The 19,713-nt window shown below is 67.7% G+C and carries 18 protein-coding genes; 8 read left to right on the top strand and 10 right to left on the bottom strand.

Annotation, left to right across the window (positions count from 1 at the left end; translation table 11 throughout):
- The 10 genes from prmC to mreD all read right to left on the bottom strand — a co-directional run bounded on the left by prmC (position 1) and on the right by mreD (position 8,630).
- On the bottom strand, positions 1–927 hold the full coding sequence (gene prmC, locus WEB29_10235) for a peptide chain release factor N(5)-glutamine methyltransferase (protein ID MEX2137307.1): 927 nt from the start codon (positions 925–927) through the stop codon (positions 1–3).
- Positions 914–1,993 (bottom strand): peptide chain release factor 1, encoded by a 1,080-nt coding sequence (gene prfA / locus WEB29_10230; GenBank protein MEX2137306.1) that lies wholly within the window; start codon positions 1,991–1,993, stop codon positions 914–916. The genes prmC and prfA overlap by 14 nt, the downstream gene beginning before the upstream one ends.
- Positions 1,990–3,021 carry a DUF1385 domain-containing protein gene (locus tag WEB29_10225; GenBank protein ID MEX2137305.1) on the bottom strand — a complete coding sequence of 344 codons (1,032 nt, stop codon included), beginning with the start codon at positions 3,019–3,021 and terminating at the stop codon, positions 1,990–1,992. The genes prfA and WEB29_10225 overlap by 4 nt, the downstream gene beginning before the upstream one ends.
- A 1-nt stretch (position 3,022) precedes the next feature.
- Positions 3,023–3,235, bottom strand: a complete 213-nt coding sequence (rpmE, locus tag WEB29_10220) for a 50S ribosomal protein L31 (protein ID MEX2137304.1) — start codon at positions 3,233–3,235, stop codon at positions 3,023–3,025.
- Between the two features lie 28 nt (positions 3,236–3,263).
- Positions 3,264–3,533, bottom strand: coding sequence for a 50S ribosomal protein L27 (gene rpmA / locus WEB29_10215; protein MEX2137303.1), 270 nt, complete (start codon positions 3,531–3,533; stop codon positions 3,264–3,266).
- Between the two features lie 6 nt (positions 3,534–3,539).
- The gene (rplU, locus tag WEB29_10210; protein MEX2137302.1) at positions 3,540–4,058 is read right to left on the bottom strand and encodes a 50S ribosomal protein L21; all 519 of its coding nucleotides are present in this window, start codon (positions 4,056–4,058) and stop codon (positions 3,540–3,542) included.
- A gap of 104 nt (positions 4,059–4,162) precedes the next feature.
- Positions 4,163–4,876 carry a TIGR03936 family radical SAM-associated protein gene (locus WEB29_10205; GenBank protein MEX2137301.1) on the bottom strand — a complete coding sequence of 238 codons (714 nt, stop codon included), beginning with the start codon at positions 4,874–4,876 and terminating at the stop codon, positions 4,163–4,165.
- Between the two features lie 24 nt (positions 4,877–4,900).
- Complete coding sequence (gene rodA, locus WEB29_10200; GenBank protein MEX2137300.1) at positions 4,901–6,037, bottom strand: rod shape-determining protein RodA; 1,137 nt, start codon at positions 6,035–6,037, stop codon at positions 4,901–4,903.
- Positions 6,038–6,040: 3 nt separating this feature from the next.
- The gene (locus tag WEB29_10195) at positions 6,041–7,945 is read right to left on the bottom strand and encodes a penicillin-binding transpeptidase domain-containing protein (protein MEX2137299.1); all 1,905 of its coding nucleotides are present in this window, start codon (positions 7,943–7,945) and stop codon (positions 6,041–6,043) included.
- 7 nt (positions 7,946–7,952) lie between these two features.
- Positions 7,953–8,630 (bottom strand): rod shape-determining protein MreD, encoded by a 678-nt coding sequence (mreD, locus tag WEB29_10190; GenBank protein ID MEX2137298.1) that lies wholly within the window; start codon positions 8,628–8,630, stop codon positions 7,953–7,955.
- A gap of 17 nt (positions 8,631–8,647) precedes the next feature.
- Between mreD and WEB29_10185 the strand changes: the two genes are divergently transcribed.
- The 8 genes from WEB29_10185 to secA are packed head-to-tail and all read left to right on the top strand — an operon-like array spanning position 8,648 to position 19,624.
- Positions 8,648–9,415 (top strand): AAA family ATPase, encoded by a 768-nt coding sequence (locus WEB29_10185; GenBank protein ID MEX2137297.1) that lies wholly within the window; start codon positions 8,648–8,650, stop codon positions 9,413–9,415.
- A complete protein-coding gene (locus WEB29_10180; protein ID MEX2137296.1) occupies positions 9,408–10,265 on the top strand; it encodes a ParB/RepB/Spo0J family partition protein in 858 nt (285 codons plus the stop codon). Before WEB29_10185 ends, WEB29_10180 begins: the two co-directional genes overlap by 8 nt.
- A gap of 38 nt (positions 10,266–10,303) precedes the next feature.
- Positions 10,304–12,241, top strand: a complete 1,938-nt coding sequence (gyrB, locus tag WEB29_10175; protein MEX2137295.1) for a DNA topoisomerase (ATP-hydrolyzing) subunit B — start codon at positions 10,304–10,306, stop codon at positions 12,239–12,241.
- A 20-nt stretch (positions 12,242–12,261) separates the two neighbouring features.
- Positions 12,262–12,510 (top strand): DUF4287 domain-containing protein, encoded by a 249-nt coding sequence (locus WEB29_10170; GenBank protein ID MEX2137294.1) that lies wholly within the window; start codon positions 12,262–12,264, stop codon positions 12,508–12,510.
- A complete protein-coding gene (locus WEB29_10165; protein ID MEX2137293.1) occupies positions 12,507–13,043 on the top strand; it encodes a PaaI family thioesterase in 537 nt (178 codons plus the stop codon). Before WEB29_10170 ends, WEB29_10165 begins: the two co-directional genes overlap by 4 nt.
- Before the next feature lie 43 nt (positions 13,044–13,086).
- Positions 13,087–15,606 (top strand): DNA gyrase subunit A, encoded by a 2,520-nt coding sequence (gyrA, locus tag WEB29_10160; protein ID MEX2137292.1) that lies wholly within the window; start codon positions 13,087–13,089, stop codon positions 15,604–15,606.
- Positions 15,607–15,664: 58 nt separating this feature from the next.
- Positions 15,665–16,699, top strand: coding sequence for a ribose-phosphate pyrophosphokinase (locus WEB29_10155; protein MEX2137291.1), 1,035 nt, complete (start codon positions 15,665–15,667; stop codon positions 16,697–16,699).
- 48 nt (positions 16,700–16,747) lie between these two features.
- On the top strand, positions 16,748–19,624 hold the full coding sequence (secA, locus tag WEB29_10150) for a preprotein translocase subunit SecA (protein ID MEX2137290.1): 2,877 nt from the start codon (positions 16,748–16,750) through the stop codon (positions 19,622–19,624).
- The last annotated feature ends 89 nt before the right edge of the window (positions 19,625–19,713 follow it).

The raw sequence follows: 19,713 nt of genomic DNA, 5'->3' as shown, positions 1-19,713 counted from the left end.
TCAGACGAACGCCACGCGGACGACTCGCTCGATGCCCGCGAGGTCCAGCAGGGTGGTGACCGAGGTCCTCGACGGGAGCGCCGCCAGCATCTCGCGGACGGGCGCAGCCTGTCCCTCCCCGATCTCCAGCAGCGCCGCCCCGTCGGAGGCGATGGCTGTGGGGAGATCGTTGATGAGCCGCCGCAGCAGGTCGAGGCCATCGACTCCACCGTCGAGGGCGCGCCGCGGCTCCCAGGCGAGCGAGCCCTTGCCGGTCTCGACCTGGGCGCTGGTCAGGTACGGCAGGTTGGCGATGAGCAGGTCGGCCCGACCATCGCGCAACGCCGCCGGCTCGAGCAGGTCGCCGCACGCGAGCGTCACCGTGCCTCCCACCCCGTGCGCTGCCAGGTTCTCCGAGGCGAGCTCGAGCGCCTCTGCCGACAGGTCGCTGGCCGCGAGGCGAAGCCGCCCGAGCGCGATAGCGGTTCGGAAGCGCAGCGCGATGGCGAGGGCGACCGCACCACTCCCGGTCGCCACCTCCCAGGCCTGCACCGTCTCCTCGCCTCGGACCAGATGCGCGGCGATCTCGCCGATGGCGGCCTCGACCAGCAGCTCCGTCTCCGGACGCGGAATGAGGGCTCGGGCGTCGGTCGCGATTCGCAGCGAGAGCCATTCCTTGAAGCCGCGGATATAGGCAATCGGCTCGCCTGCAGCACGCCGCTCGATCCATCCTGCCAGCAGGCTGGCTTCTCGTGGGCCCAGCTCGGCGTCGGGGTGGGCATGCAGCCAGGCGCGATCGCGGCCGAAGGCATGTCCAACCAGGAGCTCGGCATCCAGGCGCGGCGAGGGAATCCCGGCGGCTCGCAGCGAGAACGCGGTTGCCGCCACGAGGCGGCCGGCGCTGGCCTGGGGCAGCACCGCTCCCGCCACTGACTCAGAGGGTGTCATCGGCGCCGATCCGCGCGAGGCGCGCGGCCTGATCGGCCTCAGCCAGTGGCTCGATCAACCGGTCGAGATCACCCTCGAGCAGGCCGGGCAGGTTGTGCACGGTGACACCGACGCGATGGTCGGTGACCCGGTCGTCGGGAAAGTTGTAGGTGCGGATCTTCTCGGCGCGCTCACCGCTGCCCACCTGGGACCGGCGCTGGTCGCCGCGTTCCTCGGCCTGCCTTGACTGCTCCAGTTCCAGCAGCCGAGCGCGGAGGACGGCCAGCGCCTTGGCCTTGTTCTTGTGCTGGCTCTTCTCATCCTGGATGGCCACCACCAGCCCGCTCGGCAGGTGCGTGATGCGCACCGCGCTGTCGGTGGTGTTGACGCTCTGCCCGCCCGGCCCGCTCGATCGGTAGACGTCAATCCGGAGGTCCTTGTCAGGGATCTGGATCTCGACCTCATCGGCCTCAGGCAGGATGCTGACGGTTGCGGTCGACGTGTGGATCCGGCCCGCCGCCTCGGTTGTCGGCACCCGCTGCACGCGGTGCACGCCGCTCTCGAACTTCAGGCGCGAGTAGGCCCCCTGGCCGGCGATCTCGGCGATCGCCTCCTTCACCCCGCCGCCGCCGCCCTCGCTGACGGAGATCAGGTCGAACTTCCAGCGCCTCCGCTCGGCATAGCGGGCGTACATGCGGTACAGGTCGCCGGCAAACAGGGCGGCCTCGTCGCCGCCGGTCCCGGCGCGGACCTCCAGGATCACGTCTCGATCGTCATTCGGGTCGCGCGGGACCAGCAGCCGGCGCAGGTCCTGGTCGATGACCTGCTCACGAGCCTCGAGCGCGGCCAGCTCCTCGCGCGCCATGGCGCGCACCTCCTCGTCGGGGTCATGCGCCATCGACCGCGTCGCCTCCAGCTCATCCCGGACCGCGGACCAGGCGCGGATCGCCTCCACCACCGGCTCCAGGCGGGAGAGCTCTCGACCCAGCGCCTGCAGGCGTGCCGGGTCGCTGGCCGCCGCCGGCGTCGCCATCTCCGCGACGACCGCGTCGTAGGTCGACTCGATCTGGCGCAGTCGATCGATCACGGGTTCGCCGGAAGCGCCGCCTCGCGATCCGACGCCAGGCATGATTCGAGCGACGCGATGCTCACCTCCAGCATGCTGTGGTCCGGGGGTCGGGTGGTGAGCGCCTGCAGCCAGAGGCCGGGGGCGTAGATGGCGCGGACAACGCGGTTGCCATAGTGGCTCGCCCCGAATCGCACGAGCTCGTAGGCGAAGGCGGCAATGAAGGGGACCAGCACGATCCGCGACAGGAAGAGGAGCGGGAGCGGTACGCCGGCCCGGGGGATAAGGCCGAAGAAGAAGATGCTGATGACCACCACGATCAGCAGGAAGGTCGTGCCGCAGCGCGTGTGGGCCGTGCTGAAGCGATCGACCTCCCCGGGCGTCAGCGGACGCTGAGCCTCGTGGGCGCTGATGGCCTTGTGCTCCGCCCCGTGATAGGCGAACACGCGACGAACCTCGGCCATGCGCCCGATCAGCCAGATGTAGGCGACGAACACGGCCAGGCGAATTCCCCCCTCGGCCAGGTTGGCGAGCAGGTCGCTGGTCGTGGCTCGCTCCGCGAAGGTCGAAAGGAAGAGCGGCAGGACGAAGAAGAGGCCAATCGCGAACCCGATCGAGATCACCATCGTCACGGCCATGGTGCCCTTCCCGATCTGGATGTCCTCGCCCTCGGCCGCGATCGCCGCCGAGCGCATCAGCATGCGCGTGCCGATCACCAGCGCCTCGTAGAGGACCAGGACGCCACGGGCGAATGGCACCTTGACCCACCTGCCGCGAGCCATCGCCCCGGGGAGTGGCTCACTGTAGGTCCGGATCTCGCCGGAGGGCGGTCGGACGCTCATGGCCACGGTCGTGCGGCCGCGCATCATGACCCCCTCGATCAGAGCCTGCCCGCCATAGAAGAAGTCGGGCATCCGGAAACGAGGCCGCTCACCGGCGCGCGCGATCGAGGTGATCACGAACGGGCCGGCGGCGGCCAGCAGCTCGGGGACCAGAAACAGGAGATGGGGGGCGAGGCGCCACCGCCACCCGGTCAGGTGGCGGCGCACGTCACGACTCGCGCTGCGATCGCTCCATGCGTCGCTGGAACCGCTCGACCTGGCCGGCGGTGTCGACGATGTTCTGGGTACCGGTGTAGAACGGGTGGCAATTGGCGCAGACCTCGACTCGGATCGACTCCACGGTCGAGCCGACCGTGAACGTGGTCCCGCAGACGCAGTGAACCTGCGCCTGATGGTACTGCGGATGAATGTCGGCCTTCATGGCTTGGCTCCTGGGATCCCGCGGCCGCCTAGGCCGCTGTTGTTTCTGAACTGATGACGCTGACGCGCTTCTTCCTACGCGTCGCGTGGCTGAACTTGACGGTCCCCTCGCTTGTGGCGAACAGGGTGTAGTCGCGCCCCATGCCCACGTTCTCCCCCGGATTGAATGTACTCCCCCGCTGGCGAACGATGATCGTGCCAGCGTTGACCTGCTGGCCGTCGCCGCGCTTGACGCCGAGCCGCTGCCCGGCAGAGTCGCGACCGTTTCGGCTTGAGCTGCCTGCCTTCTTGTGTGCCATCAGTCGTTACTCCTCTGCCTTCGGCTTGGGCTTCGCCGCTCGGCGAGCCTTCGGCTTCTCGGCCGCCTTCTCAACTGCGGGCTCGGCCACCGCCACCTTCCTCGTCCTCGGCCTCGCCGTCCGCGCCGCGGGCTTCTCCGCGACGTCCCCGGCCTTCATCGGGGCCTCGCTCGCATCGGCCTTCGCGGTCGGCTTCCTGACCGCCGTCGGGTTGATCGTGTCGATCCGAACACGTGTCATGTGCTGCCGGTGCCCGGTGCGCCGACGGTACTTGACCTTCTGCTTGAACTTGAAGATGACCAGCTTGGGTCCCAGCGCCTCGCCCAGGACCGTCGCGCTCACCGAGGCGCCCGCCACGGTTGGCGTCCCGATCGTGACGTCGTCGCCATCGCCGATGAGCAGAACGCGATCGAAGGTGACCTTGGCGCCGGCCTCGCCGGGTCTGCCGTCAAGACGCTCGAGCATGAGCGTGGTGCCGGCCTCGACCCGATATTGCTTTCCGCCGCTGCTGAGGACGGCGTACATGATCATCTCCCGGGGAGCTCTGAAATGGACTGCAACCGACGGGCCGACCGAAGCCGACCCACGCACGGCGAAGCGGCCAGACGATACGCCGGGGGACGGCGAGTCTACCGGGCGATCGGGGGAGTGTCAACGAAGAGGAGGCGCGTGCGGACAGCCGGGCCTGCACGCAGGGGCAGGTCGAGGGCACCCACGACGTCCTCCGGCCTGCCGGCACCACTCGCATCGAGGCGCAGCACCAGCCGCAGCTTGCCCCGATGCGCCTCCTCGTCCACCTCCAGCACCTCCGCGTCCTCCAGGAGCGGGCGAAGGTCGCGAGGCCCCGCATCGGCGCGCCGCTCGCTCTCACCTCTCCGCCGCATTCCGGGAAGCTGACGAGCAGCCAGGAGCCTGACCACTGCTCCGCGCAGGGCATCGCTGGTCAGCTCCGGCCCGTTGCGGACCTCCACCTCGTACTCAGCGGCTCGCAGCTGGGACGCGGCTGACGGGAAGCCGTGCCACACCTCGCGCGCGTCGACCACCTCGATCCCCTCGGGGAGCAGCTCTGCGGCGGCCTGGATCCGGTCGATCGGCACCAGGTCGTCGAAATACGCCTCCAGCACCTCCCCGCGCAGCTCGATGCCGACCGGCAGGTTGGCGGCGAACTTCAGCCTGGGTCGCGGATGCTGCGCGTTGGACGTTGCCAGCGGGAGGCCGGCCTCGCGAAACGCGCGCTCGAATTCGGTGAGGAGCTCCGCCTGCCGGATTCGCAGGGCGGGGTGGCGGCGAGCGAACAGGATCTGCCAGCGCTGGCGAGGCTGATCGGTGCTTCTAGTGATCATCGGTGCCGCGATGGTACCGCGCGGTCAGAAGGTCGGCTTCCAGGAGTGCACGCGGACCGACTGGAGGAGGCCCATCGCGAACAGTAACGAGATCATCGAAGAGCCTCCGTAGGTGATGAACGGCAGCGGGATGCCGGTCACGGGCATGATCCCCGTCACCATGCCGATGTTCACCGTGATCTGGAACAGGAGCAGGCTCGCGAGGCCCGCGGCGATGTTCGCTCCGAACGCGTCCCGCGCTCCCCAGCCGATGCTGAGCACGCGCCAGATCAAGAGCGCGAAGAGCCCCAGCAGGATCATCCCGCCGATGAAGCCGAGCTCCTCCGCGACCACAGTGAAGATGAAGTCGGTGGACTGCACCGGCAGGAAGCCCAGCTGGTTCTGCCGTCCGGCGGTCAGGCCCTGGCCCAGCAGCCCGCCGGATCCCACGGCATTCAGCGCCTGCACCACCTGGTAGCAGGCCCCCTGCGGATCCGCGGAGGGATCCAGGAAGCAGAAGAGCCTCTGTCGCTGGTACTCCTGGAGCGCGGCCACGGCGATCGGCGCCACGGTCACGGTCGTCCCGCCAAGGAGCGCCAGCCAGCCGATCCCGGCCCCGCTCATAAATAGCATGCCAAGCAGAATTGCCACGAACACGAGGGCGGTTCCGAGGTCGGGCTGTCGATAAACGAGGTACGTCGGCAGCGCAATCAGCAGGGCCGCACCGACGATCGTGCTGAGCCGACCGATCCGTTCTCGACGCGATGCGAGGAAGGCGGCCAGCACCACGATCATCAGCACCTTACTGATCTCGCTGAACTGGAAGTCGATGCCGGCCACTGTGATCGACATCTGCGCCCCGAACAGATTCCTCCCGACCAGCACGGTCGCCAGCAGGAGGCCAAGTACGACCAGGTAGATCGGAGTCGCGAACGTCTGCAGCCAGTGGTAGTCAATGCTCGCGGCGACGAAGAAGAGGGTGAGGCCGATGCCCGTCCAGATGAGGGTCTTGACCGTCTGGGAAAGCCCACCGTCGCCACCGATCGCCTGGTAGTTGGCCGAAAAGCCCATCACCATGCCGAATCCGACCAGCAGCAGCACATAGAGGAGCAGCTGCCAGTCGAAGGCCCGCCAACGCTGGGCCTTCGTCATCTCAACAAAGGTTGCTGTTGCAGCGCTCATCGGTCAGTTCGCATTGACCTGGAACTCGCGTCGCAGGTCCTGGTCGAGGTTGAAGTATTCCTGCAGGAAGTACTTCACGACTTCGAGCGAGACATTCCCCCGGACCACGGCCGCGTAGGTGAAGGTCACGATCGCGAGATCCGCGTCCGTCGCTCCGGCCTTGGAGGGAAGGTAGGCGACGAACCACGAGTGGAAGGGGAGGACCCCCTGACTCGTCGGGGTCCCGAACTCGGCGGTACCCGTCTTCCCGGAGAGCGCTCCGGGCACCCGGAGAGCACCGATGTTGGTCGCATGCCCCGTGGTGATCACCTCGCGAGCGCCGATCCGCATCGTGCGCAGGTCCTCCGGACTCGCGGCCACGTCGCGGATCAGCTCAGGTGCGTAGGTGCGCACCAGATTTCCCTCTCCGTCCGTCTCGCCACGCGCGATCATCGGTCGCATCAGGTGACCGCCGTTCGCGACCGCCGCGTACGCGTTCAACAACTGCAGCGGAGTGACCGCAATGGCGTTCTGCCCGATGCCGGCCATGGCTAGCTCCCCGGTGAAGACATCAGGGCGTCCCTGCGACTGGGCCCATGCCTTGCTGATGACCGTCCCGGCGGCCTCACTCGGGAGCCGCAGCCCGCTCTCCTCGCCGAAGCCAAGCTCCTGCGCCCATCCGCCCAGCCGCTCGACCCCGAGCGCCACGGCCATCTGGTAGAAGAACGTGTCGGAGCTCTTGGCATATGCGTCGACGATGCTCAGCGGCCCGAAGCCGATGCGGTTCCAGTCGAAGAGGCACTGCCCGGCCGGCGCATCGGGGATCTGGTAGCAGCCGTACGTGGGCCAGCGCCGAGAGACAGTGGTCACCGCCTCGTCGAGCGCGGCCAGCCCGGTCACCAGCTTGAAGGTCGATCCCGGCGGATAGATGTCGGCGATGGCGTGGTTACGCAGCGGCTTGGTGGGATCGCTTAGGTAGGCGCCGTAGTCCTCCGCGGAGATCCCCGCGGCAAACTTGCCGTTGTCGTACGTCGGCAGCGAGACCATCGCCAGGATCTCGCCCGTCTGGGGGTTCATCACGATCGTGACCCCCTGTGCGACCCCGGCCGCATCGAGTCCCCACTTCAGCGTCTCGGTTGCGATTCGCTGCATCCTGGCATCAATCGTCAGCATCAGGTTCCTGCCAGGGATCGGATCGCTGACCCGCTCGAGCACCTTTACCGGCCGGCCGCCTGGGTCGCGCTCGAGCAACTCGCTGCCGTATGTGCCCCGAAGCTCCTCCTCATAGCTCGCCTCGACACCGTCGCGGCCGATGACGTCGTCGCGAAGGTACCCGACGGCTGAGAGATCCTCGAGCTCGCCGTGCGACACAGGTCCGGTGTACCCGAGCAGGTGCGCAAGCAGCTCACCGTTTCGCGCCCCCGTCTCGTCGAGGTACTCTCGCCTCGCATCGGCCCCCACGCTGATCCCGGGCAACTGCTCCTGCTCCTCCGCGATCAGCAGTGCGGCCTCACGGCCGATCTCCGTGCCAAGCGGGACGAGCTCGAACGGCGATCCGCGGAATGCGACCAGGCGCCGAAGGAGCGTGCTGAGATCGACACCCGATAGGCGCGCGGCGCGCGCAAGCACGGCGTCGCGGGCGGACTTCGTGGTGGGGAGGTCGGCCGGTCGGCCATAGAGCGTCCAGGAGGGGGTGTTGACGGCGATCGGCCGGCCCTCCCGATCGAAGATGAGGCCGCGCGAGGCGCGAATAGGCATCTCGATCGTGCGTCCCGCCACGGCCTGGGCCGCATACCGGGAGCCGTCCACCACCTGCAGCTGGAAGAGGCGCCCCGCGAGAACGCCAAACAGGAGCACGGCGATCACGGTGGCCGCCACGAAGCGGGCGCGCGATGGCCGAGCATCTGGGGTGCCCTCGAGATCGGCCATCAGCCGATCACCATGCCCCCGTCTCCGCAGAACCGGCGCGCGCCAACAGGATCCGAGTCGGGGGGAGGACGATCGCGGCAATCGCCGTGTTCAGAAGCGAGGCGGCGATGATCCGTTGCATGGGAAAGCCGCCGGACAGCGGCAGGTCCACCATCTGCAGGATCCCGACGCTGATCGTGTCGACGATGAGCGAGCCGACCGCCACCGATGCGAGGGGGTATCCCCACGACAGGCGACCGAGGAGGCGTTCGCCCCCGGCGACCGCCGCGGCGACCAGCAGGAGGGCGAGGGGGAGGCTGCCGAGCGGCTCTCGAATCAGCAGGTTTGCGGTCAAGCCGCCGACGAAGGCCCATGCCACCCCGGGTCCGAAGCCATTCAACACGGTGACCAGCACGACGGCCACCAGGATGAGGTTCGGATGCACGTCGCCGATGACGAGAACGGGAGCAACTGCGGCGTGCAGGATCCCGATCAGGATTGCGAGGAGGAGAGTGGCGTAGCTGATCTGCGTTCCTCGACCGGCTCGGCGACGGCTGGGGCTCCAAACGGGCGGCCTTGCGAGTATACCGAGGGTGCTGGCTCGTCCGAGGCGCGGAAGTGTCGTTTCACGTGAAACTTTCGAGCCTCCATAACGTCGCGATAAGCCTTCGATAAGGGTCTCGACTGGTAGAATGAGGCGGCCCATTTCGAACTCGCAGCGGAGTGCCGGCGATCAGGGTCACGGCATGTACCAACCAGAAGGGCGGCGTTGGCAAGACGACGACCGTCGTCAACCTGGCGGCGTATCTCGCCCTCTCCGGAACCTCGACCCTGGTCATCGACCTTGACCCGCAGGGAAACGCAACGAGCGGCCTCGGGGTCGACCGAAGGTCGCTCGATCGGTCCGTATACGACGCTCTCATCGACCGGGTCCCAATCAGCGAGCTGGTGGTCGGAACATCGGTTCCCGGGCTCGACCTGGTGCCAGCCGCGCTGGCCCTGTCGGGCGCAGAGGTCGAGCTGGTCGGCCTGCCGGCGCGCGAGCATCGGCTCTCGGCCAGCCTGGCTGACCTGGGTCAACGATATGACAGGGTGCTCATCGACTGCCCGCCCTCGCTCGGGCTCCTGACGGTGAACGCCCTCACTGCCGCGGACGGGGTCCTGATCCCGATCCAGACCGAGTATTACGCGCTTGAGGGACTGAGCCAGTTGGTGAATACGATCCGCATGGTGCGGGAGGCGCTCAACCCACGCCTGGAGATCGATGGCGTGCTGCTCACCATGTACGACGGCCGAACGAGGCTGGCGGTGCAGGTCGCTGCGGAGGTTCGTCGCCATCTCGAGGGGGCGGTGTACGACACCGTCGTCCCGCGCAGCGTCCGCCTGTCCGAGGCGCCCAGCCACGGCGTGCCGATTGCGATCTACGATCCATCCTCGCGGGGTGCCGATGCATACGGGCGTCTGGCGGCCGAGGTCACGGCGCGTGGCTAAGACATTTGGCCTGGGACGAGGATTGGATGCCCTGATCCCGCGCGCAGCTCCGGCGTCCGACATCCCGGAGATCCCGCTCGAACGGATCGCGCGCAACCCTCGCCAGCCGCGCAACCGGTTCGACGAAGCGGAGACGGCGGAGCTTGCGGCTTCGATCGCCCTGCACGGCATGCTCCAGCCCATCGTGGTGCGCGCGACCGCCGACGGTGGCTATGAGCTGATCGCCGGCGAGCGCCGGCTTCGCGCCGCGCGGATCGCAGGGCTCACCAGCATCCCCGCTGTAATCCGAGATTCCGCCGACGGAGAGCAGCTCGAGCTGGCCCTGGTCGAGAACCTCCAGCGGCAGGATCTCAACGCGATCGAGGAGGCTGCAGCCTACCGTGAGCTGGTCGACCGTTTTGCGCTCTCGCACGAGGAGGTGGCTCGCAGGGTAGGGAAGAGTCGCGTCGCGATCAGCAACGCGCTCCGCCTGCTCGACCTCACCGCCGAGACGCGCGAAGCGATCGCCGACGGGCGCATCACCGAGGGTCACGGCCGCGCGCTCGCGTCGCTCACCGTCGGGGAGCTGCAGCGGGCGGCACTCCTGATCGTGATCGAGCGGCATCTCTCGGTGCGCCAGACCGAGGAGCTGGTGCGCCGCAAGCGCGACGCGGCGCCTTCGGGTCGGGGCGGGCCGATCTCGGGCGACCTGGCCGACCTCGAGGCGCAGCTGCGCGGCCTGCTCGCTACCAGGGTCGGCATCGTGCGAACGCGGCGCGGGGGTCGACTGGTGATCGACTTCTATTCCGACGAGGAGCTGGATCGACTCCACGCGATCATCGCGCGTGGCGTCGGGGGAGGTGGCGCGTGACCGCGCAGCCAGAGCGCCGGCCGAGGCGCAGCAAGTCGATCTCCGACTACACCGCCGCCAACATCCAGGTCCTCGAGGGCCTCACCGCGGTGCGGAAGCGGCCCGGGATGTACATCGGCTCAACCGACCAGCGCGGCCTGCATCAGCTCGTTTGGGAGGTGGTCGACAACAGCATCGACGAGGCGATGGCGAATGTCGCCACGCGCATCGACGTGACCATCCACGATGACGGCAGGGTCGAGGTCGTCGACGACGGCCGTGGCATCCCGGTCGGGAAGCACACCTCGGGAAAGGATGCGCTCGAGGTCGTGCATACAGTGCTGCACGCCGGCGGCAAGTTCGGTGGGGGAGGCTACAAGGTCGCCGGGGGACTGCACGGGGTCGGCGTCAGCGTGGTCAACGCGCTCTCCTCCGCGATGCGGGTCGAGGTGCTCCGCGACGGGAAGCGCTGGACGCAGGAGTACAGCCGCGGCGCGCCGAAGGGTCCCGTCCGCCAGCAGGGCGGCGCAGCGGAGGCGAATCGCGGCCTCGTCATGGCCAAGCAACGACAGCACGGCACGCGCACCTTCTTCCAGCCGGATCCTGAGGTCTTCGACACGATGGATTTCAGCTGGGATCTCATCGCGACGCGGCTGCGAGAGTCCGCGTACCTGAACAAGGGGCTCTGGATCTGCCTGCGGGACGAGCGCATCGACCGCGAGAAGAACTTCTACTTCGAGGGCGGCGTCACGAGCTTCGTGCGGCACCTGAATCGGCGCCGCGACGTGCTCAACCAGCGACCGATCCACGTCGAGCGGATGGTGGGCACCACCAGCGTCGAGGTCGCCCTCCAGTACAACGACGGCTTCGCGGAGACAGTGCTGGCCTTCGCGAACAATATCCACACGGTCGACGGGGGCACGCACGTCACCGGCTTCCGCGCCGCGCTCACCTCCTCACTCAACGACTGGGCGCACAAGGCCGGCGTCCTGTCGGAGAAGGATGCCAACCTGAGCGGGGAGGACGTCCGAGAGGGCCTCACCGCGGTCATCAGCGTCAAGCTCACCGACCCGCAGTTCGAGGGTCAGACCAAGGCGAAGCTAGGCAACGCCGATGTGAAGGGCGCGGTGCAGGCGGCGGTCACCGACGGGATCATCCAGCACCTCGAGGAGAACCCGGCAGACGGGCGGCGGATCATCGAGAAATCAGTGACGGCGGCGCGTGCGCGAGAGGCGGCCCGCAAGGCACGGGATCTCGTCATCCGCAAGGGGGCCCTGGACGGGATGGCGCTCCCCGGCAAGCTCGCCGACTGCCAGGAACGCGACCCCGCCCGCAGCGAGCTGTACATCGTCGAGGGCGACTCCGCCGGTGGCTCTGCCAAGCAGGGGCGGGATCGGCGAACACAGGCGGTCCTTCCGTTGCGCGGCAAGCTGCTGAACGTCGAGAAGGCACGCCTGGATCGGGTGCTGTCGAGCGAGAACATCCGCCCGCTGATCATCGCCCTCGGCGCCGGGATCGGCGACCAGTTCGACATCGCCAAGCTCCGCTATCACAAGATCTGCCTCCTCTCGGATGCGGATGTCGACGGCGCCCACATCAGCACCCTCCTGCTCACCTTCTTCTTCCGGCACATGCCGGACGTGATCGAGCAGGGCTACCTGTACCTGTGCCAGCCACCCCTCTACCGGGTGAGCACCGGCAAGGTCACCCGCTACGCCAAGGACGAGAAGTCGCGCGACCAGGCGATCAAGGACCTGTCGCGCGAGGGGAAGACAAAGAACATCAGCGTGCAGCGCTTCAAGGGGCTCGGCGAGATGAACCCCGAGCAGCTGTGGGAGACGACGATGAACCCCGACACCCGCACCCTGCTGCAGATCACCGTGCGCGAGGCGGCCGATGCGGATGACGTGTTCAGCACGCTCATGGGAGAGCGCGTGGAGCCGCGCCGCGACTTCATTCGCGGTGAAGCCCGCAAGGTGCGCAACCTGGACTTCTAGACGGAGCCGATGCCAGAACCATGCCAAGCCGACACGTTGCCGACATTCGCCAGGTCGAGGGAAAGACCGGCCGCAAGCTCGAGGACTGGTGCGCCCTGCTCGAGGCGAACGGCGTGGGGGAGCGCCGCGACGCCGTCAACTTCCTGCGCGATGGATATGCGGTCAGCCACGCCTTCGCGCTGGCCATCGCCGCCCATTGCCTCCGACCATCGCGCACCGACGAGTTCGGCGCCGAGAGCTTCTGGGACGATGAGGATGACCGCTGGTGAGCACGGCGAACGGCAAGGCGGCAACGATCGGCAGCAGCCGGCTGATCGAGGGCACCGACGGCCGACGCTACGCGTTCGCAGACCACAACTGCTTCGCGTGTGGCGGCACGAATCAGATCGGCATGCACCTGGCGATCGAGCTTGGCGAGGGCACGGCCAGCACCACGTGGACTCCAGGCCCGAACTATGTCGGGTGGGAGGAGAAGGTCCACGGCGGGCTGCTGGCGACCCTGCTCGACGAGGTGATGGCCTGGGCACCGTCCAGCTTCGACTCATGGGCGGTCACGGCCGAGATCTCGGTCCGTTATCGCTCGCCCGCGAACCCGGGCGAGCCCCTCACCGCGCGCGGCTGGGTGACCGAGCGGCGGCGCCGGATCTACCAGGTCAGCGGCGAGGTTCGAGGGTCGGACGGCCGCCTGATCGCCGAGGGCCACGGCCGCTTCCTGGGAGCGAGCCCGTCCGTCAAGGCCGAGCTCAAGACCCGATATGGCATGCCCGCCGATGTGACCGCGGCCGGGGCTCGCCGCGAATGACGACGGCGACAAAAGCGACAGGCGAACAGGAGTAGCCGAGCCGATGGATTCAGACCGGACCGACGCCGTGCGGCGTGTCTCGATCGAGGACGAGATGCGATCGGCCTACATCGACTACGCGATGAGCGTCATCGTCGCGCGGGCGCTGCCCGACGTCCGCGACGGGCTCAAGCCGGTGCATCGCCGAATCCTGTACACGATGCACGAGATGGGCCTTCGCTCGACATCGGCCTATCGCAAGTGCGCGGGGGTCGTGGGTGACGCGCTCGCCAAGTATCACCCGCACGGCGACGTGGCGCTGTACGACGCCCTCGTGCGCATGGCGCAGGACTTCAGCCTCCGCTACCCACTGGTCGACGGCCAGGGCAACTTCGGGTCGATCGACGGCGACCCGGCGGCCGCCTATCGCTACACCGAGGCTCGCCTGACCGCGATCAGCGACGAGATGCTGGCCGACATCGAGAAGGAGACGGTCGACTTCGTCGACAACTACGACGGCCGCCTTCGTGAGCCGACGGTCCTTCCCGCGCGGCTGCCCAACCTGCTGATCAACGGGAGCTCCGGGATCGCGGTCGGGATGGCGACCAACATCCCGCCGCACAACCTGACCGAGATCTGCCGCGCGGTGATCGAGCTGATCGACAATCCCGACATCACCGTCGACGACCTGTGCGAGATCGTGCATGGGCCGGACTTCCCCACGGGCGGCACGATCTTCCGCGTCGAGGACCAGCGCAACAGCCTCACCGGCGAGAAGGAGCGGGTCGACGTCATCCGCCACATGTACGCCACCGGGCGTGGGCGGGTGGTGATCCGCGGCCAGGTCGCCTTCGAGGAGGACGCTCGCGGACGCATCTCGGTGGTCATCACAGAGCTCCCGTACCAGGTCAACAAGACGACCCTGATCGAGAAGATGGCCGAGTTGGTCAGCGGGAAGCGGATCACCGACGTCAGCGACATTCGCGACGAAAGCGACAGGACGGGGATGCGCATCGTCGTCGAGATCAAGCGTGACGGGTCACCGCATACCGTGATGCAGCAGCTCTTCAAGCACACCGCGCTGCAGACGAGCTTCAGCGCCAACGTGCTGGCGCTGGTGGACGGGCAGCCGCAGACGCTCGGCCTGAAGCGGATGCTCGAGCACTACATCGCCTATCGGCGCGAGATCGTCCGGCGCCGGACCGAGTTCGACCTTGCCCGCGCCCGCGAGCGGGCGCACATCCTCGAGGGCCTGAAGATCGCGCTCGACAACCTCGACGAGGTGATCAAGACGATCCGAGCCTCAGCCGACACCGATGCCGCGCGATCGGCGCTGGTGCAGCGATTCAAGCTCAGCGAGGCGCAGGCCAACGCCATCCTCGAGATGCAGCTGCGCCGGCTGGCCGCCCTCGAGCGCAAGAAGATCGAGGACGAGTACGAAAGCGTGATCCGCTTGATCGCGGAGCTCGAGGACCTGCTCGCCAACCCGCGCAAGGTCCTCACCGCGATCCGCGACGAGCTCGAGGAGCTGATCCGCAAGTACGGGGACGACCGCAAGACACGGATCGAGTCGGATGCCAACCGGGAGCTGACCGCAGAGGACCTGGTGGCCGCCGAGGACGTCGTCGTCACCCTCTCGCAGCGCGGCTACATCAAGCGCCAGCAGATCGGCACCTTCCGCTCCCAGCGCCGCGGCGGCAAGGGGAAGCTGGCCATGATCACCCGCGAAGAGGACGCCGTGAGGCACCTCATGGTGGCGAACACCCACGACAACATCCTCTTCTTCACCAACCGCGGGCGCGTCTTCATCACCAAGGTTCACACCCTTCCCGAGGCGAGCCGCCAGGCGAAGGGGCTGCCGATCATCAACCTGCCCGGCGTGATGGTCGACCAGGGCGAGTACGTCAGCGCCATCATCACCATCCCCCAGTTCGAGGCCGATCACTACATGGCGATGGCCACTCGCGGCGGGATGATCAAGAAGACCTCGCTGGCCGAGTACGCCAAGATCCGCAGCAACGGGCTCATCGCCATCAGCCTGGTGGAGGGCGACGAGCTGCGCTGGGTGGGGCTCACCGATGGGGAGAACGACATCATCCTCGCCACCCGCAACGGACAGGCCGCCCGCTTCCACGAGACGGAGGTCAGGCCGATGGGGCGCGACACCCGTGGCGTGACCGGGATCCGGCTGCGCGGCGACGACGAAGTGATCGGCATGGAGGTGGTCGCTCCCTCCGCCGAGCTGCTGGTGGTCACCGAGCAGGGCTACGGCAAGCGCACCATGCTCGACGACTTCCCGGTCAAGCATCGCGCCACCGGTGGGGTGATCGCCAACTCACTGAACGCCGATACGGGCAAAGTGGCGGCCGTGCGCGTCGTGGGCCGCGAGGACGAGGAGCTGATGCTGATCACCGAGGAGGGGACGATCCTGCGCACCGAGGTCAGCAGCGTGAACCGCTACCGTCGTGCGTCGCGAGGGGTGACCGTCATGAAGCCCGGCGAGGGCGATCGGATCGTCTCGATCGCCGTCTTCGTGGACGATCGCCCGCCAGTCGTGGACGAGGACGCGGAAACCGAGGGCTGAGAAAGGGCGCGGAGCGGCTAGAATCGGGTCCGGGAGACCAGCCGCACCGGAGATCCGAGTGTACGCCGACGAGTTCAGCATCTACGCCGGCAACGCCAACAGGCCGCTCGCCGAACAGATCTGCCGCTACCTCCGCACAGAGCTCGGCAAGGCCGAGGTCTTCAAGTTCGCCAACGACAACATCTTCGTGCGCGTCATGGAGAACGTGCGCGAGCAGGACGTCTTCCTGGTGCAGCCGACCTCGCGCCCGGTCAACGACTCCGTCATGGAGCTGCTGATCATGATCGACGCCTTCAAGCGGGCGAGCGCCGGGCGGATCACCGCCGTGATGCCCTACTACGCCTACGGGCGCTCTGACAAGAAGGACCAGCCACGCGTGCCGATCACGGCGCGCCTGGTCGCCGACATGCTGACCGTGGCCGGGGCGGATCGGGTCCTCACCATGGACCTCCACCAGGGCCAGATCCAGGGCTTCTTCAGCATCCCAGTCGACGAGCTGACCGCGGTCAACATCCTCTCGCGCTACATCCGCGACAAGGCCCTGGATGACGTCGTCGTCGTCAGCGAGCTGGGCTTCGCCAAGAAGGCCCGCAACTTCGCCGAGATCCTCCGGGCCCCGCTGGCAATCGTCGAGAAGCGCCGCGTCGGCAACGAGGACAAGACCGAGCTGATGAACATCATCGGCGAGGTGGCCGGGAAGACGGCGGTGATCATCGACGATGAGATCGACACCGCGGGGTCGCTGCTCGAGGCTGTCTCCGCGCTGGTGGCGGAGGGGGCAGTCGCCATCTACTCCTGCGCCACCCACGGCGTCTTCTCGAACCGGTCGCTGGACCACATCGAGGCCAGCCCGCTGACGGAGGTGATCGTCACCGACACGATCCCGCTCCCGGCCGGCGCGAACCGCGACAAGGTCACCGTCCTGTCGATCGCGCCGCTCTTCGGTGAGGCGATCAAGCGCATCCACCGCGGCGAGAGCGTGGGCGCACTCTTCTCGTCCGAGGTCCAGCTGGTGGAGGAGATGACCTTCTGGGGCAGCCACGCAGCGGGCGAGGAACCGGAGGATTCGCCGGCGGCCGCCGCCGAGGGCTGACCGCCGATCGGGACTGATCGGTCCTTCCGGATATACTCGAACTCTGAGATGCTGAAGTTCCTCTCCAGGCTGACGGACTCGAATGATCGCGAGGTCCGTCGCTTCGAACCGACCGTTGCCCGCATCAACGAGCTCGAGCCGGAGTACGCCGCCCTCACCGACGCCGAGTTGCGCGCAAAGACCGAGCAGTTCCGGGCCCGCCTGCGCGATTCGCTGGGAGATCTGCTCATCCCGATCGAGCAGCGAGCGCTGACGCCCGAACAGGCCGCAGAGTCGGAGCTGGTCGTGCCCGATCCGACGCGCATCAGCGAGGAGCGCAAGGACCAGCACAAGCGCGAGCGAGTACAGATCGACGCGGCGCTCGACGAGATCCTGCCCGAGGCGTTCGCGGCCGTCCGCGAGGCGATGCGGCGGGCCCTCGCCAAGCGCCATTACGACGTCCAGCTGATCGGAGGCGTGGTGCTGCACACCGGCGCCATCGCCGAGATGAAGACCGGCGAGGGAAAGACCTTCGTCGCCCCGCTGGCCGCCTACCTGAACGGCCTGACCGGCCGCGGCGTTCACGTCATCACGGTCAATGACTACCTCGCCAAGCGCGATGCGCAGTGGATCGGCCAGGTCTTCTGGCGCCTCGGAATGAGCGTCGGCTCAATTCAGCACGAGGCTGCCTACGTGGTCGACCCCGACTTCCCCCAGAGCGATGAGCATCTGCGCTCCCTGCGGCCGGTGGCGCGCGCCGAGGCGTACGCCGCCGACGTGACGTACGGCACCAACAACGAGTTCGGCTTCGACTACCTGCGCGACAACCTCGTCATCGACCTCGGCCAGCGCGTCCAGCGCGCCCACTTCTTCGCGATCGTGGACGAGGTCGACAACATCCTCATCGACGAGGCGCGGACGCCGCTGATCATCTCCGGCGCGGCCGAGGAATCGGCCGACAAGTACGTGCAGTTCGCCCGCCTGGTGCCTCGTCTGAAGGCGGAGGAGGACTACGTCCTGGACGAGAAATTCCGACAGGTGGCGATCACCGAGGTCGGAACCGACAAGATGGAGCGCTGGTTGGGGGTCGACAACCTGTTTGACAACGACTTCAGCATGGCGCGCCACCTCGAGCAGGCCCTCAAGGCCGAGGCGCTCTACAAGCGCGACCGCGACTACGTCGTCAAGGACGACGAGGTCGTGATCGTCGACGAGTTCACCGGTCGCCTGATGCCGGGCCGGCGCTGGAGCGAAGGGCTGCACCAGGCGGTCGAGGCCAAGGAGGGGGTGAAGATCCAGAACGAGTCGCGCACGCTGGCCACCATCACCTTCCAGAACTACTTCCGCATGTACGACAAGCTGGCCGGCATGACCGGCACCGCCGAGACCGAGGCGGAGGAGTTCCACAAGATCTACGGCCTCGAGGTCGTGGCTGTCCCGACCAACCAGCCGATGATCCGCGACGACTTCGCGGATCTCGTCTTCGCCAGCCAGAAGGGCAAGTGGGGCGCCGTCGTCGATGAGATCGTCGAGGAGCACGAGCGCGGACGGCCGGTCCTGGTCGGCACGATCAGCGTCGAGGTGAGCGAGATGCTCGGTGAGATGCTGAAGCGCCGGGGGATCAAGCACAGTGTCCTGAACGCCAAGTTCCACGAGAAGGAAGCCGAGATCGTGGCGCAGGCGGGGCACAGCGGCAATGTCGTGATCGCGACCAACATGGCCGGCCGAGGGACGGACATCATCCTCGGCGGCAACCCGGAGATGCTGGCCGCGGAGCTGCTGCACAGGAAGGGACTGACCGTCGTGGAGGCCTCCCCAGAGCAGCACGCCGCCGCGCTGGCCGAGGCGGATCGCCTGTGTGCGGAGGATCGGGAGCAGGTAGTCGCGGCCGGCGGCCTGCACATCGTGGGGACCGAGCGGCATGAGGCCCGACGCATCGACAACCAGCTGCGTGGTCGCGCCGGCCGCCAGGGCGACCCGGGGAGCACCCGTTTCTACCTCTCGCTCGAGGATGACCTGATGCGGCGCTTCGCCAGCGACCGCGTCCAGTCGATCATGCGCACCCTCGGCTTCAACGATGAGACGGCGCTCGAGTCGCGAATGGTGAGCCGGACGATCGAGGGAGCCCAGACCCGCGTCGAGGGCTTCAACTTCGACACGCGCAAGCACGTCGTCCAGTACGACGACGTGATCAACCGCCAGCGCGAGACGATCTATCACGAGCGCGAGCGGATCCTCCGCTCCGACACCCTGGCACCGACGGTACTGGCCATGCTCGAGGAGGAGGTTCGGGCGCTCGTCATCGAGCACACGGCCGGGGAGTTTGCGGCCGAATGGAACCGCGAGGGCCTCAAGGCGCAGCTCACGGCAATGGTGCCGACCCTCGACCTGAGGGCACTGGCGGCGATCGACGACCTCGTCGACGCCGACCAGGTCGCGGCTCAACTGGTCGAGCTGGTGGAGGACGCCTACCAGCGCAAGCGCACCGAGGTCGGCGACGAGGGGATGCTGGTCCTCGAGCGGGTCGTGCTCCTGCGCGTCATCGACTCCCTGTGGGTGGAGCACCTGACGGCGATCGACGACATGCGGCGCGGGATCGGCCTGCGCGCCTACAGCCAGCGCGATCCACTCAACGAGTTCAAGGTCGAGGCGTATCGCATGTTCGACGAGCTGAAGTCGACCATCCGGCACGACATCACCCACACCGTCTTCCGCGTGACTCTTACCCGTGAGCCCCCGCAGCAGCGCCAGGCGCGGCCGATGATGGAGAGCCGACCGGACGTGACCGGCACGGCCGTGGCTGCCTCCGCCGCGACGGCAGCGGTCTCGGGCGGGACCGGCGCGGGCTCGCGCGCGCAGACGGCCAAGGCAGGCCCGAAGCTCGGCCGCAACGACCCCTGCTGGTGCGGATCAGGGAAGAAGTACAAGCGCTGCCACGGGGCCTGAAGACGCCTGACTTGGGGGTTGGCGAACCCGCTCAGACCGGGTACGATACGTGCTCAGGATCGCGAGGCCTAATGACCTCGCGATTTCTC

The sequence above is a fragment of the Chloroflexota bacterium genome (genome assembly GCA_040902225.1).
GTDB lineage: Bacteria > Chloroflexota > Limnocylindria > QHBO01 > QHBO01 > CF-167.
The sequence above is the reverse complement of the archived record's forward strand: the minus strand, read 5'-3'. Positions and strand labels throughout refer to the sequence as shown.